The 14,806-nt window shown below is 56.5% G+C and carries 14 protein-coding genes; 11 read left to right on the plus strand and 3 right to left on the minus strand.

Features of this window, described 5'->3' with window-relative positions:
* Positions 1-8 precede the first annotated feature (8 nt).
* From AVI_RS12830 to AVI_RS29145, 9 genes are all read left to right on the plus strand, one after another.
* Entirely contained in the window at positions 9-845 is an 837-nt protein-coding gene (locus AVI_RS12830; RefSeq protein WP_015916750.1) for a hypothetical protein, read from the plus strand.
* Positions 846-851: 6 nt separating this feature from the next.
* Positions 852-1,319 carry a hypothetical protein gene (locus AVI_RS30570; RefSeq protein ID WP_015916751.1) on the plus strand — a complete coding sequence of 156 codons (468 nt, stop codon included), beginning with the start codon at positions 852-854 and terminating at the stop codon, positions 1,317-1,319.
* Positions 1,320-1,443: 124 nt separating this feature from the next.
* Positions 1,444-1,749: a PAAR domain-containing protein gene (locus AVI_RS12835; protein WP_015916752.1), complete on the plus strand. Its 306-nt coding sequence runs from the start codon at positions 1,444-1,446 to the stop codon at positions 1,747-1,749.
* A 153-nt stretch (positions 1,750-1,902) separates the two neighbouring features.
* Positions 1,903-2,673 (plus strand): Stf0 family sulfotransferase, encoded by a 771-nt coding sequence (locus tag AVI_RS12840; protein WP_015916753.1) that lies wholly within the window; start codon positions 1,903-1,905, stop codon positions 2,671-2,673.
* A gap of 221 nt (positions 2,674-2,894) precedes the next feature.
* The gene (locus AVI_RS12845) at positions 2,895-5,084 is read left to right on the plus strand and encodes an anthranilate synthase (RefSeq protein WP_015916754.1); all 2,190 of its coding nucleotides are present in this window, start codon (positions 2,895-2,897) and stop codon (positions 5,082-5,084) included.
* Positions 5,081-5,587 carry a GNAT family N-acetyltransferase gene (locus AVI_RS12850; RefSeq protein WP_015916755.1) on the plus strand — a complete coding sequence of 169 codons (507 nt, stop codon included), beginning with the start codon at positions 5,081-5,083 and terminating at the stop codon, positions 5,585-5,587. Before AVI_RS12845 ends, AVI_RS12850 begins: the two co-directional genes overlap by 4 nt.
* Positions 5,588-5,786: 199 nt before the next feature.
* Positions 5,787-6,704 carry a cation diffusion facilitator family transporter gene (locus AVI_RS12855; protein ID WP_015916756.1) on the plus strand — a complete coding sequence of 306 codons (918 nt, stop codon included), beginning with the start codon at positions 5,787-5,789 and terminating at the stop codon, positions 6,702-6,704.
* Positions 6,701-7,165 carry a preQ(1) synthase gene (gene queF, locus AVI_RS12860; RefSeq protein WP_015916757.1) on the plus strand — a complete coding sequence of 155 codons (465 nt, stop codon included), beginning with the start codon at positions 6,701-6,703 and terminating at the stop codon, positions 7,163-7,165. The genes AVI_RS12855 and queF overlap by 4 nt, the downstream gene beginning before the upstream one ends.
* A gap of 126 nt (positions 7,166-7,291) precedes the next feature.
* Complete coding sequence (locus tag AVI_RS29145; protein ID WP_015916758.1) at positions 7,292-7,735, plus strand: hypothetical protein; 444 nt, start codon at positions 7,292-7,294, stop codon at positions 7,733-7,735.
* 452 nt (positions 7,736-8,187) lie between these two features.
* On the opposite strand, the gene AVI_RS12870 is transcribed toward AVI_RS29145, so the two are convergent.
* Entirely contained in the window at positions 8,188-9,018 is an 831-nt protein-coding gene (locus tag AVI_RS12870) for a DUF2076 domain-containing protein (RefSeq protein ID WP_015916759.1), read from the minus strand.
* Positions 9,019-9,174: 156 nt separating this feature from the next.
* Positions 9,175-9,747 (minus strand): HupE/UreJ family protein, encoded by a 573-nt coding sequence (locus AVI_RS12875; RefSeq protein ID WP_041698144.1) that lies wholly within the window; start codon positions 9,745-9,747, stop codon positions 9,175-9,177.
* 205 nt (positions 9,748-9,952) lie between these two features.
* Here AVI_RS12875 and AVI_RS12880 point away from each other — a divergent pair, with 205 nt between their 5' ends.
* Together AVI_RS12880 and AVI_RS29640 are read left to right on the plus strand one after the other, a co-directional pair.
* Positions 9,953-11,404, plus strand: a complete 1,452-nt coding sequence (locus tag AVI_RS12880) for a protein adenylyltransferase SelO (protein WP_015916761.1) — start codon at positions 9,953-9,955, stop codon at positions 11,402-11,404.
* Positions 11,405-11,548: 144 nt separating this feature from the next.
* Positions 11,549-12,508, plus strand: coding sequence for an extensin family protein (locus tag AVI_RS29640; protein ID WP_015916762.1), 960 nt, complete (start codon positions 11,549-11,551; stop codon positions 12,506-12,508).
* A gap of 15 nt (positions 12,509-12,523) precedes the next feature.
* Here the strand turns inward: AVI_RS29640 and AVI_RS12890 are convergent, their stop codons facing one another.
* Entirely contained in the window at positions 12,524-14,710 is a 2,187-nt protein-coding gene (locus tag AVI_RS12890) for a TonB-dependent hemoglobin/transferrin/lactoferrin family receptor (protein ID WP_015916763.1), read from the minus strand.
* Positions 14,711-14,806: the final 96 nt, after the last annotated feature.

The following is a 14,806-nucleotide window of genomic DNA, read 5'->3' on the forward strand; positions in this document are numbered from 1 at the left end:
GAGTGCTTATGGCCGTAAAAGCAAAAAAAGTCGAAACTGGTCCTATTCCCAGACCACCACACCCACCCGTCGACGACGTTGGTGATAAGTCGACATACATAAATAGCAAATTGACCCCAGAAGAAAAGGAAAAATTAATTTCTTCTGCGGAGCAATTTGCCGACATACTTGAGTGGGGTGGATATGATTCAAGATTTTCTGAAGCCGCAGCAAATGTAAAACACTATCGTGAAGGAAATGGTTCAGATCGAAAACTAAGTAGCGATGAAATTAGAGACATAGAGACAAGTTTACCAACTTTTTCGGAAAACAAAAACAAGTTTCTATATCAATTTCTCAACGATATTTCTGACCAATTTAAAAATGATAAAAATCTTAATGTTGCATGCTTCATACTAGAGGAAAAACCGGGAGATTACTGGCTTGGCGCCACAGCAAAGCCGTCGCAATCACCGAAATGGCATTACGCAATGGGATCATTTTTATTCAGCTTTGGCGCTCGTGCTGAAGTGATGAAAATCGACGGAAAAGAAACGGGATTGAAGATAAAATATAAGGTATACATATATGATAGATATAACTGGGATATGGGAAAAACAGTTAGCGTTCCGAAAACGGCCATAGATCTAGCCGACATGGCAACTCCAGGCACAATCGAACCATTAAAAGAATACAATCTTGGATTGCCTGACTTCCCCAATTCTCACTACATAGACACTGACGGAGATAAATACGTTGTCTCTGACGGAGTCATGGGTAGCCTTTCCGCTGCAAATAAAGCTAATTTTTTCGATATAGTCGGAGAAACACCCGAGCTATACGTGAATTACGGCCTCGCAAGGTGAACTAAAATGAAAAAAGTATTTTTTTTAATATTGATTATAATTTTTTCAATTGGAATTATATTGGTAATTTTATCAAAATTGGGCTCATCACTCAATTATTCTTCAGAAAGGGGAGACATTCTTTTGGAAAAAAATACAGTCTTAGAGCTAACAAAATTATCAGATATAAAAGAAATCATCCATATCGAAGAACAGGAAAAATGGGATGGAAAGGATCAGACACTCCGCCTGCGTGGCTTTTTTGAAACCAATAGGAAGGAAGATTTGATAAAAATACTCTATCAAAAAGGATTTTCAGAAAACAATGATCTATATTTTTTTACAGGTGATGATGATTTGTGGTGGCACAAACCCAACAATACAAAAAATCCAATTTATCTTACAAGAGAAGCGGTTTCTCAAACTGAAAATATAAAGATTTATGACACCCAGGAAAATAGAAGTATATTTCTTATGGAATCAGTAAGTTTTTAAATTTTAATATTTCATATAATTACCAGATTAAAATTGAGATAAAATTATTTTTTAAAAATTAAATCACAAGAAATATTTAATTGCATAAAATATTAAAAACCATTCGTGCTTAAAGGAGAACACCATGCCCGCCATCACCCGCCTCGGCGATATCGGTTCCGGCCATGCCTGCCATTTCCCGCCGACGCCCTCCATCGAGGCCAGTGGCAATGTGTTCATCAACGGTCGCGGGGCCGTCCGGGTTGGGGATGCCTATGGGGCGCATGCCTGTTCGTCCTGCCCGGAACCAAGCCATGGCCGGGCTTTGGCCGCAGGGTCGCCAACGGTTTTCATCAATGGTCAGCCTGCGGGGCGGATTGGCGATGCGATTGATTGCGGCGGGGCGGCTGCCGAAGGATCAGGCGACGTGTTCTTGGATGATGGCGCTTGAGCCGCTTCATAAACATTCGTTTCTTTAAAGTCCCCCAACAAGCATTGTTTCACCGCCTGTAATATCCGGTTTTATTGTCTGCGGTCACCGAGCTGTCACACCTCGTTACTATAGGGCTGGGCATCTTCAAATGATTGCTCGGTTCAAAAGACGATGGCGAAATTCCAGTCCTATGTGATCTGCACCTCGCCACGCAGCGGCAGCACCTTGTTGTGCAATATGCTGGCAGCAACCGGAGTGGCGGGTAAGCCGAAATCCTATTTTCATCACGGATCGATTACCGATTGGCTGTCCTATCTCAATCTGGACATCAACCCCTCTTTGCCGGAGAGCGATCTTCTGGCGGCAATCTTTGAAGCTGCGGTCGAGACGGGCCGCAATGGCACGGGGCTGTTTGGCCTGCGGCTGCAACGGCACAGTTTTGATCTGTTTGTCGAAAAGCTTGCCGTTCTTTACCCGACGCTGGCCAGTGACCGGCAGCGGATTGAGGCTGCGTTCGGATCCACGCTGTTCATTCACCTGACACGCCTCGATAAGGTGCAACAGGCCGTCTCCTATGTGAAAGCCCAACAAACTGGATTATGGCATCGCGCACCCGATGGTACGGAGCTGGAACGGCTGTCTGCGCCACGCGATCCAATTTACGACGCCGCCAAAATCCACGCCAGCTACGACGAATTCATCCAGTATGATCGCGCCTGGCAAAGCTGGTTCGACATGCAAGGCATCCAGCCCTTGCGGATCACCTATGAAGCGCTTTGCGCCGACCCCATTGCCAGCCTGAAGGATGTGCTGGTGCAACTGGGAGTGAATGGTGAGGCTGCAAGCAGCGTCGTGCCCGGCACCGCCAAGCTGGCAGACGGGATCAACCAAAGCTGGGAGACACGGTTCCGCACGGAGCATTTGCACAGCGATCCCCTATGATCGGGGGGCTGAAAATCACTCTTGCGCGGCGTGGCGGACCGGGTTATGAATTCCGCCATGAAGATCGTTTTGTCCATGAATGCTTGGTGGTGGGTTCGCTAACGCGGCCTTGACCAGTCATGTCTAAAGACGATTGACCCAAAGCCGCCCGGATTTCCTGAGGCGGCTTTTTTGTGTTCATGGCCCCTCACTGACGGGCTTTACGATGAGGAAGAAGCGCCATGGCAACCATTATTCGCGACGACAATAGCGATGTCTACCAGACCCGGGGCGGGATTACGGTCACGCGCCAGCGTCGTGCCACACCCTATGCCGATGCAGTGTCCAGCTATGTCGAAAAGCTGGATGAGCGGCGCGGCGCGGTGTTTTCCTCCAACTACGAATATCCGGGCCGCTATACCCGCTGGGATACGGCCATTGTCGATCCGCCGCTGGGCATTTCCAGCTTTGGCCGCGCCGTGTGGATCGAGGCCTATAATGGCCGGGGCGAAGTGCTGCTGTCGCTGATCGCCGAAAAGCTGAAGACCGTGCCGGAACTGGTGCTGGGCGCGCTGACCACGCAGCGGCTGGACTTGACCGTGAAGACCCCCGACCGGGTATTTACCGAGGAGGAGCGCTCCAAGGCACCTACGGTATTTACCGTGCTACGCGCCATTACCGATCTTTTCTATTCGTCGGCTGACAGCAGCATCGGCCTGTTCGGGGCTTTCGGCTATGATCTGGCCTTCCAGTTCGATGCCATCGATCTGAAACTGAAGCGGCCGGACGATCAGCGCGACATGGTGCTGTTCCTGCCCGATGAAATTCTGGTGGTTGACCATTATTCCGCCAAGGCCTGGATCGACCGCTATGATTTCGAAAAGGACGGCGTGACCACGGCGGGCAAGGCCGAGACGATTGCGCCGGAGCCTTTCCGCCACACCGATACCATTCCGCCGCGCGGCGATCACCGGCCCGGCGAATTTGCCGAACTGGTGGTGAAGGCCAAGGAAAGCTTCCGCAAGGGCGACCTGTTCGAAGTGGTTCCCGGCCAGAAATTCATGGAACGGTGCGATAGCAAGCCCTCGGATATTTCCAAGCGGTTGAAGGACATCAACCCGTCGCCCTATTCCTTCTTCATCAATCTCGGCAATCAGGAATATCTGGTCGGCGCTTCGCCGGAAATGTTCGTGCGCGTCAACGGACGGCGCATCGAGACCTGCCCGATTTCTGGCACGATCAAACGCGGCGACGACCCGATTGCCGATAGCGAACAGATCCTCAAGCTGTTGAATTCCAAGAAGGACGAATCCGAACTGACCATGTGTTCGGATGTTGACCGCAACGACAAAAGCCGGGTCTGCGAGCCGGGCTCCGTCAAGGTGATCGGCCGCCGCCAGATTGAAATGTATTCCCGGCTGATCCACACGGTGGACCATATTGAGGGCCGTCTGCGCGACGATATGGATGCGTTCGACGGCTTCCTCTCCCATGCCTGGGCCGTCACGGTTACCGGCGCGCCAAAACTCTGGGCGATGCGTTTTGTCGAAGCCCATGAGAAAAGCGCGCGCGCCTGGTATGGCGGCGCGGTCGGCATGGTCGGCTTTAATGGCGACATGAATACCGGGCTGACGCTGCGCACTGTGCGCATCAAGGACGGTATTGCCGAAGTGCGGGCCGGTGCGACGCTGCTGAATGACAGCGATCCGCAGGAAGAAGAAGCTGAAACCGAATTGAAGGCATCGGCCATGATTGCTGCAATCCGCGACGCCAAATCCGGCCAAAATGCCAAGGCCCAGCGCGGCGTGGCAGCTGTCGGCCATGGCGTCAAAATCCTGCTGGTCGATCATGAGGACTCTTTCGTCCACACGCTGGCCAATTACTTCCGCCAGACCGGCGCTACCGTCAGCACGGTGCGCAGCCCGGTGCCGGAAGAGGTGTTTGATCGCCTGAACCCCGATCTCGTCGTCTTGTCGCCCGGACCGGGTTCTCCGTCGGATTTTGATTGCACGGCAACAATCAAGAAAGCGCGCGACCGCAACCTGCCGATCTTCGGCGTCTGCCTTGGTCTCCAGGCGCTGACGGAAGCCTATGGCGGCGTGCTGCGCCAGTTGGATGTGCCGATGCATGGCAAGCCATCGCGCATCCGCGTGCTGGAACCCGGCATCGTGTTTTCCGGCCTGAACAAGGAAGTCACGGTCGGGCGCTATCACTCGATCCATGCCGATCCGGCCAGCTTGCCCAAGGATTTCATCATCACCGCCGAAAGCGAGGATGGGACGATCATGGGTATCGAACATGCCAAGGAACCGGTCGCTGCTGTGCAGTTCCACCCGGAATCGATCATGACGCTCGGCAACGATGCCGGGATGCGAATGATCGAGAATGTGGTGGAAAAGCTGGCCAAGCGGGCGAAGGTGAAGGCGGCGTGAGTGCGCTTGTCATTCAGCCGATAGAGGCGAGCAATGTCGAGAGCTTTCATCAGGCTCTCGACGCGGTCGCACGCGAGCGTCGCTATCTGAGCATGCTGGAAGCGCCGCCACTGGACCATATGCGGGATTTCGTCACCGGCCTCAAGCACGGCGGCAATCCGCAATTCGTGGCGCTTGATGGTGCGCGTGTCGTCGGCTGGTGCGACATTCGCCGCCACGACCGAGAAATCCACGCCCATCGCGGTGTGCTGGGCATGGGCATTATCGATGGCTACCGGGGCGCTGGCCTCGGAAAACGGCTGATCGAAACCACCCTTGCGGCATCATGGGCAATCGGCCTGCACCGGGTGGAACTGGATGTTCATGCCGATAACGACCGCGCCATTCGTCTTTACGAAAGCGTCGGCTTTGTCCGCGAAGGTGTGGCCCGCGATGCGGTGCGGATCGATGGACGATTTGTCGATGTCATCCATATGGCGATCCTTCGCTCGAACACAGCATGATCTTCATCGCACATTAATTAGCAATATCTACTATTTATTAACGCCGCTTTGGATTATCCATCCTTCGGGTTTGACAGATTAGCAGATATCAAGGATATGAGACCCATCATAAACCGTCCAGCCTTTGCAGGCTTGGGCGGTTTTGCCGTCTTAAGGGCATGAATTTTGCAACTGGTTCGCAAATGCAGGAGTGGGCGTGATGTCCGAGCATAATCCTATCGTCAAGCGACTGGCCTTCTGGGGCATTCCGCTATCTTTCGGCGTGCTGGGCCTGAAGCTTCTGGCCTGGTGGGTCACGGGGTCCGTGGCGCTGTTGTCGGATGGGTTGGAATCCACCGTCAATGTGGTGGCGGCTTTCATCGCCTATTTCGTGATCGGCTATGCTCAGAAGCCTGCCGACCATGACCATCCCTATGGGCATCACAAGGCGGAATATATCTCGGCTGTTATCGAGGGGGTGCTGATCGTCATTGCCGCGCTGCTGATCATGAAGGAGGCGGTGGCCGCCCTTGAAGCGCCAACCATGCTGGATGCACCGGCGCTTGGCCTGGCGATCAACTTCGTCGCCGGTGTCGTCAATGCGGTCTGGGCGACGATCCTGATCCGGGTCGGCAAGGCCAACCGGTCCCCTGCCCTGACGGCGGATGGGCAGCATATCATGTCGGATGTGGTGACATCGGTGGGCGTGCTGATCGGCCTTGTTCTGGTGGTGATCACCGGTTATGCCATTCTCGATCCGCTGCTGGCCATTCTGGTGGCCTGCAACATCATCTATCAGGGCTGGAAAGTGATCAGCCATTCCGTTGACGGTTTGATGGACAAAGCAGTCGAACCAGCGGAAGAAGACGCGATCAAGAAGGCGATTGCCGATCACGCCAGCGGCTCGCTCGGGGTGCATTACCTGCGCACCCGCCGGGCTGGGGCCGCGACCTTTGTTGGTTTCGATCTCGTCGTGCCAGCCGTGATGCCGGTGGGCGAGGCCCATGAGATTTGCGACAGGCTGGAAGCGGCGGTGCAAGCCGTGCAGCCGGGCGCGCGGGTGACGATCCATGTGGAGCCGGAAAGTGAAGAGGCCCATGGCGTCCGTGTTAAAGTTGTTGAAGGAGAACATGCATGAGCAAGACCGATGTTTCCGGCCTGTCGCAATTGGGCCGCCAGGTGGATGCGCCGACCAGCCCTGAGACCGCGGTGCTGGAACGGGTTCCCAATACCAATGCCGGAACCGATTACGTCGTGCGCTTCACCGCGCCGGAATTCACCTCGCTCTGCCCAATGACCGGCCAGCCGGATTTCGCCCATATCGTCATCGATTATATTCCGGGCGATTTCCTGGTGGAATCCAAGTCGCTGAAATTGTTCATGACCTCGTTCCGCAATCACGGTTCCTTCCACGAGGATTGCTCGATCTACATCGCCAAGCGGCTGGTGGATCTGCTCGACCCGAAATGGCTGCGGATCGGCGCCTATTGGTACCCACGCGGCGGCATTCCCATCGACGTGTTCTGGCAGACCGGAGAAGTGCCGAAGGGTGTCTGGTTGCCGGATCAAGGCGTGCCGACCTATCGTGGCCGGGGGTGAGTGGAATGGGAAGATTTGGCCTTTTCCCACCTCGAATAGATCGTGTTGAGCCAAAAAGTTATCGTCGTGTCTACGGTGATCTTTTCAGATATCCCTTGTGGAATCTGACGCCAGAGTGAGAAGCATATGCCAAGGAGAAAGCAGTTCAAGGCTATTGGCCACGACATTCTTCGGACCTTCGCCAGCCGATATAATGACCTCAATGGTTACTGGGCCTTGGGTCAATATGTCGCTTTCCTCCATGGTCTCGGCCAACACCACATCGAATTTGATCTGGAGCGCGGGACAGTCGTTCCTGACAATGCCGATTTCACTTTGTCCGCTCTCTATTATCGGGGTGCGATCCATCGCATGATGGCGGCGAATACGATGCCCGGAACGTGGTTGGCTGGCGCGACCATCCGGGTTTCAATCATGGGTTCAACCACAGCGTCGTGTGAAATTAAAATCGTCTCGGATCTCGGTAAAACCTACCGCAGCGACTATAGTGTGACGGCACGGCCTCACGATCCGGATAGGGAGCACCGACGGATAGACACGTTTGGGCCGTCGAACCAAATGGGGCGCTAGAGCATTTCCAGGAGAAGTGGAAACCGGTTTTGCCAATCGGAAATGGGTAAAACAAAAAGCCAGAGCGTTAATGCGAGTCCACGATGCAGGACACGACGCTGTCGTTTGCATCCGTGGCTTAACTCCCTCTGTCCTGCCGGACTTGGCCCTGCATTTTATCGGATACCGTCGTGATTTCCGACATTTTGAACGGCAAATGTGAAGCGACGCACTCATTCCGAGCCGATCTCCCCCCTTGAGGGGGAGATGCCTGGCAAGGCAGAGGGGGGTAAGCGGCACATAATAACGTTTGCGTCGTGTACTATGCTTCTGTGAAAGCAGACATTCTCTAGCATTCACCGGAGAAAAGCGGACCCGGCTTCACCTTCCGGTCCAATACTCTGTTCAGTTTGGTTTCGAGCCGACACGTTAAGCCGCGCGTAATGGCGCACGGCACCTGATGACCGCTTGGATCACGCATTCATGCTGTCATCGCCACCGAAATCACTGTCATCGAAGCTGCTATTATCATAGCTGTCATTATCAGTCTCCAGGCTGGCCTGCTGGACGCCGCTGTCATCGCTTTGAGCGGGCGTATCGTCGCGACCGTTCTCGGTGATATTATAGGTATTGTTGTTGATGATGGTTTCCTCGACCGGCGCTTGAGCCATGCCGCCCATTCCCCCAGCCCCCAGCATATTGCCGAAACCGCCGCCGTGGGTGGTGAAGATATCGCGCACCGCATCGGCCACCAGCACGCCACCGGCAACGCCCGCTGCCGTGGTCAAGGCGCCGCGCAGAAAGCCGCCGCCGGCTGGTGCTGCTGCTGGTTGTTGCCCCATTTGCTGCCATGAGTTCCCTGCTGGAGCTTGAGCGCCCCAAGGGCCGGATTGCGGCGGGGCGCTGCGGCTGTAATCGTCATAGCCGCGGTTCTGCGCTGGCGCGGCACCCCAAGGCCCTGCATTGCGGGCTGGAGCGGGCGCTTGGCTGCCGCCTCCAAAAATCGAGCTGATGCCACCGAGAAAGCCGCCGCCTTGTTGCGGAGCGGGCGCTTGAGCCGGTCCACGGGACAGTTCATCCTGCAAATGGGCGATCTGGTTTTCGAGATCGCGGATCTTGGCAGTCGCTGCCTCCAGGCCTTTTTCCTGAATAATCACGGCCTGGGCCAGATAATAGGTGGCATAGGGCTGGCTGCGCAATTCGCCTTCGATCAGGCTTTCGGCCTCGCGGTCGCGCGGCGTTGAAGACGCCTGGCGCACGCGGTCAAACAATTGGGTCAGTAACTGGCGCTCTTCCGGTGACATGGATCTCATCTCCGATGACATGACTGACCATGATCTAGGGTGGCAATCATGGCTGTTCCAAGCCCTTGTGAATTACAAATATGTAACCTGTTCTGGTCCACGACGAAAAACGGCGGGATTTCTCCCGCCGTTGCTGGTTTTAGCTTGAATGAGCTATCAGCCCAGCATCAGAGCCGCGCCGCCGAGAGCCGTGGCCACGCCGAGCAACCGGGTGATGCGCGGGCCGAAGCGGTTGAGGCCGACGCCAAGGCCAATACCGACTGCATGCAGGAAAGCTGTAGCGATCAGGAAGCCGAGGCCGAATTCCAGCGCACCAGCACCAGCCAGTTCGGTGCCATGCGCATAGCCATGGAACAGCGCGAAAAGAGCGACGACAGCAGACGCGCCACCGGCGGGCATGCGCACGGCAGTTGCCACCAGAAGACCGAGAGCCATGACGGAGGCCAGGATGGCCGGCTCAACGAAGGGAAGATGGACCCCTGCCAGCGCCAGAAGAAAGCCAATGGCCATGGTGCCGACAAAAGCGGCGGGCACGGCATAGAGCGCCTTGCCACCCTGCTGCGAGGCCCAAAGACCGACGGCAACCATCGCCATGATGTGGTCGGGTCCGGTCAGCGGATGGGAAATCCCGGCCAGAACCGAGCCGTGTTCGGCAGGATTAAGATGGGCGAAGGCCGGAGCGGCGGCGCTGGCGAAAATGGCCGCAGTGAATGAAATGCGTTTGAACATCAACAGTCCCTCTTTTTGGTCAACCTGGCGTCCGGGATTCGGTCCCGCCGATTTGCTCTTTATGTCAGCCGCAAATGTAACGTAAGCAATTTTCAATTGTCCATGCGCAATTTGCCGGGGATACGGCTTCGTCGCGGGTCTTGCCTTGCACTCCCATGTCCCTGCGCCACATATACACGAATGAACGTTGCCCGGAGAAACTCAAATGTTTGCCTTTGACAATAGCTACGCCCGTCTGCCGGAACCGTTTCACGCCGCCGTTCTGCCGCAACCCGTGGCGCAGCCGAAGCTGATCCGGTTCAATCATGCGCTTGCGCAGGATCTAGGCCTGGACATGGAAGGCAAGGATGACACGGCTCTGGCGGAGATCTTTTCCGGCAATCGCATCGTTCAGGGCGCCAGCCCATTGGCCATGGCCTATGCCGGGCATCAATTCGGCAATTTCGTGCCGCAATTGGGCGATGGCCGCGCCATTCTGCTGGGCGAGGTGCTGGACCGTCATGGCAGGCGACGTGATATCCAGCTGAAAGGCGCAGGCCCCACGCCCTTTTCCCGCAATGGCGACGGGCGCGCAGCACTTGGCCCTGTGATCCGCGAATATATCGTCTCGGAAGCCATGCATGCACTCGGCCTTCCCACCACACGGGCGCTGGCCGCCGTTGCCACTGGCCAGCCGGTCAGACGTGAAGTGGCGCTGCCGGGCGCGGTCCTGACGCGGGTTGCCGCCAGCCATATCCGCGTCGGCACTTTCCAGTTCTTTGCCGCCCGCCAGGATAATGACAGCCTGAAGGCATTGGCCGATCATGTCATCGACCGGCATTATCCCATCCTCAAAGATGCAGACAACCGCTATCTGGCACTGCTGAACGCCATTGCCGACCGGCAGGCGGCACTGATTGCCCGCTGGCTATCGATCGGCTTTATCCATGGGGTGATGAATACCGACAATGTCGCGGTATCAGGCGAAACCATCGATTTTGGCCCCTGTGCCTTTCTCGATGAATATAATCCGAAAAAGGTGTTTTCCTCCATCGACCAGCGCGGACGCTATGCCTATGCCAACCAACCCGGTATTGGCCAATGGAACATGGCGCGGCTGGCCGAATGCCTGCTGCCGCTGTTTGACGGCGGCGAAGACAAGGCCGTGGAAGACGCCAATGCGGCGCTGGCCCGCTTCGGCGAAGTGTTCCAGACCTATTGGCTCGCCGCCTTCCGCGCCAAGCTGGGCGTGACCGGTAATGATGAAGCCGATCTGGCGCTGATCAACGATTTCCTTGGCTTGATGGAGACACATGAGGCCGATTTCACCTTGACCTTCCGCCAGCTCGGCAGGATCGCCGGAGGCGGCGTGGCACAGGATCTGATCCCGGAAACCGACGCACTGATCGCCTGGCTGATCCGTTGGCGCGCAAGGCTTGGCACGGAGCGCCCGGCAGAGATGATTGAAGCGGAAATGCAAACTATCAACCCTGCCCTCATTCCGCGCAACCACCGCATCGAAGAGGCAATCTCGGCGGCGGTCTATGATGATTATTCGTTCTTTGAACGGCTGACGCAGGCCCTGGAACGGCCATTTGAAGAATTGGAAGACACCGCGGATCTCAGAGTGCCGCCGAAAGCGGAAGAGAGAGTGACGCGAACATTTTGCGGGACGTGACAGTCCAACGCTATACCCAAACCTCTATTCAAGGCAGTCTATCGTGCAGTAGCAATCAACCATATGCAGCAGCGGGCTTAAGTCACTGAAACCAATTGCAGGCTCAAACGTTCCCTCCAGCGACAAACCTTGGGGGACGACTCGATGAGATGCAAAACGCTGCTGCTGGCCTTAAGCCTGATATGCCTGAGCGGCGCATCTCTTCCTCCAAAAGACGCCCTTCCCGAGCAGGGCCCCATACCCGATAGCAAACCGAAAACCGCAACCGATACGCCAGATGTTCCCTCCGGCGTTAAAAGCCCAGATACAAAAGATGACGTCGGCAAGCCCGGCGATAAATCCGCCCTGGTTCCGGCACCGGAAACCGTTCCCGTGCCGACGCCCTCACCCGCCGCGCCAACCCCTGTCCCGGCCCCTACCCCGGCCTCACCTGCTCCACCCTCCCAAACACCACCCGCATCGGCAGAACCGGCACCGGCCCCAACACCAGCTCCGGCACCCGCACCGCCTCCACCACCGCCAATCATGACGGAGGATCCGCAGGCCTATGGGCAATGCCTTAAGGATCTGAAGGCGGCAGGCGCGCAATTTACCGAACGGCCCCGGATCGATGACGGCGATGGTTGTGGCATTGATAAGCCGCTGGAGGTGACGCAAATCCTGCCGGGTGTCAGCCTGAAGCCGAAGGCAACTCTCCGCTGCGCGGCGGCACTGGAACTTTCGGAATGGATGCGCACTCTGGTTATTCCCGCCGCCGATCAGGCGCTTCCCGACAAAGGTCGGCTGAAGGCCGTGGACCAGGCCTCCTCCTATATCTGCCGTAACCGCAATAGCCGCAGCGATGGCAAGATGTCCGAACATGCCAAGGGCAATGCTTTGGATATTGCCGGCTTCGAGTTTGAAAAGGGCAACGTGCCGATGAAGATCGTGCCGGACAGCGAACCAACCCTGCCCGGCGCGTTCCAGCGCACCATCAATTCCTCAGCCTGCCTGTATTTCACCACCGTTCTGGCACCCGGAGCCGATGAGACCCATAAGGATCACTTGCATCTGGATCTCATCAAACGCCGCAACGATTACCGCGTCTGTCAGGAGCCGAATTGATCGAAACCGGATATCTCAGAACTTCTGCGAGATGGCGATTTTGAAATAACGACCGGCCTCGGAGTAAAGCGCATTGGCGTTGGAGACGTCCTTCACTTCAAGCGCGTCGTAATATTGCTTGTCGAACAGATTGTAGACACCGGCCTGAAGGCGCAGGCCCTTGGCCTGTTCCGGCTCCCACCAGCCCGTCAGATTGACGACGCCGTATCCGGCTGGCTTGGTGGAGGCGCTGGAGTCGTCGGAGACGGCAGCGGCGGCCACCAGACTGACATCCGCGCCCCAGGTCTGCCGTTCATAGCCGACACCGACAATGGCTTTCAGCGGCGCTACCGTGCTCAACAACTCGTCGGTATCAAGATCCACGCCACGCGCATAGAACATCGAGCCATGCAGGTTGATGCCGTTGGTGAAGGTCTTGTGGCCCTCGATCTCGACGCCGCTGATGCGGACATTGGCGCGGTTGATATATTCATAGGTCCCAAGCACATAGCCGGTGGTGCGAATGATGTCCGAGGTGTCGATGAAATTCTTATAGCGGGTGGTAAAGGCGCTGATCCGTCCACCGAAATCCTCGTTGCCAAGATTGGCACCGACATCGAAGCCCCAGCTGGTTTCCGGCTTCAGATCGGGATTGCCGATTGAGCGATAGAGCGGGGAATTGTCGTAATCCACATAGAGCTGATAGGCGTTGGGCGATTTAAACGCCGTGGAGAACTGGGCGTAAAGCTCGGCATCCGGCGTCGCCTGCCAGGCGGCGCGCAGCTTGGGAGAGAGGTGGGCGCCGTCCTGACCCTCCGGCATGGTTCCCTTATAGGTGTCGGTCTCCTGCGGGTCTTCCTTGTACCAATCGACGCGCAGGCCAGGCGTCAGCGAAACGGGGCTGTTGCCCACCGAAATCTTGTCCTCGACAAAAGCGCCGAGCTTGTAGGAATTGACATCAGGCGAATAGGACTGGTTGGTGTGGTAATAGGCGCAACCGGACACGTAAGTGACTGAGCAGGTGTCCTGACCGGCGAGATAATAGCTGCTCTGGCTGAAGCGGAGATCGGTGCCAAAGGTCAGCTTGTGGTTCAGCGCGCCAGTGCTGAAATCGGAATTGGCATAGCCATTGAACCCGTAATCACGCTGCTCGCTTTCCATGGACCGGTCGTAAATGCCGATTGGAGCCGTCAGCCGGTAGCTGGATGTGCCTTCCACCCGGGTCGCGCGCTGCCAGTAAAGGGTGGCGAAGGCGCTGTCGATCCAGCTATCCGCAGAGGTGCTGTCATAGACATAATCGAGCGAAACCCGGTCGCGGCCCTTGTCCTGGATATAATCGTAATCACCGGCGCGATAGGTGGTGCCGTAGCTGGTATTGGACTTGTAATCCTTCTTGGAATTATAGTCGTAATGCTCCGCCGTCAGGCCGATCGTATGACCGCCTTCCAGCTCCTGGCGGATCTTGAACAGGAAATTGCGGTCGTTATAGCTCATCGGATCGGCTTCGGTCCGGGTTCCCCTGGTGCCGCCGACATCGCCTGTTGTTTCGGTCTCATGGCCGTATTTGTAGGAGGACTGGAACAGTACCGAGGTATTGTCGAATTTCTTGGCAATCGCGCCTGAGGCCGTCAGCGAGCGGTCCGAGCCATCATAGCCAAGCTTGGCGATACCGCCAAAGCTCTTGCCATCGCCAATCAGGTCCTCCGGCTCATAGGTATGCAGGAGCAACGCGCCGCCGAGCGCACCGGACCCGGCGCGGCTGGAATCGGCGCTGTGCAGCACGTCCACCGACGACAGCGAATTGAAATCATAGGTGTCGGCACCGCCGCCATAGCTATAAACCGTGTCGAAGAAATAGGGCACCGGAATGCCGTCGATGGTCGTCAGCACCCGGTCGGCCTCCAGGCCGCGAATGTTGACGCTCTTGGAATTCTTCACATAGGTCACACTCGGCTCGACCGTATTGCCGAGGTCATCGACATCGTCGATCTGCTTCTTCTGCAATTGCTCGGCCGAGGTATGGGTCGCCACCGGCGTGTCTTCCACGGAACCCTTTACAACCTTCTGGCCCTTGACGGTAATGGTCGAAAGTTCGGTCTGGCCATTAGAGCCGCCGTTTTCCGCCGTTTTTGCCGCTTCCTGCGCGATGACAGGCACGGCCGCATAGAAGGAGCAAAGTGCCGTGCAGGCAAGCAGAACAGGCCGAATTCCCCGAAAAGACATGGTGCAAACTTTCAATACGGCGCACGAAACCCCTCGGCCGCAGGGCAGTGCAGCCGGCTTCGCACGCAATTGGTCGTCCCCGAAACAAGCCGCCGT

Origin of the sequence: Allorhizobium ampelinum S4 (assembly GCF_000016285.1) — a bacterium.
GTDB classification, from domain to species: Bacteria; Pseudomonadota; Alphaproteobacteria; order Rhizobiales; family Rhizobiaceae; genus Allorhizobium; species Allorhizobium ampelinum.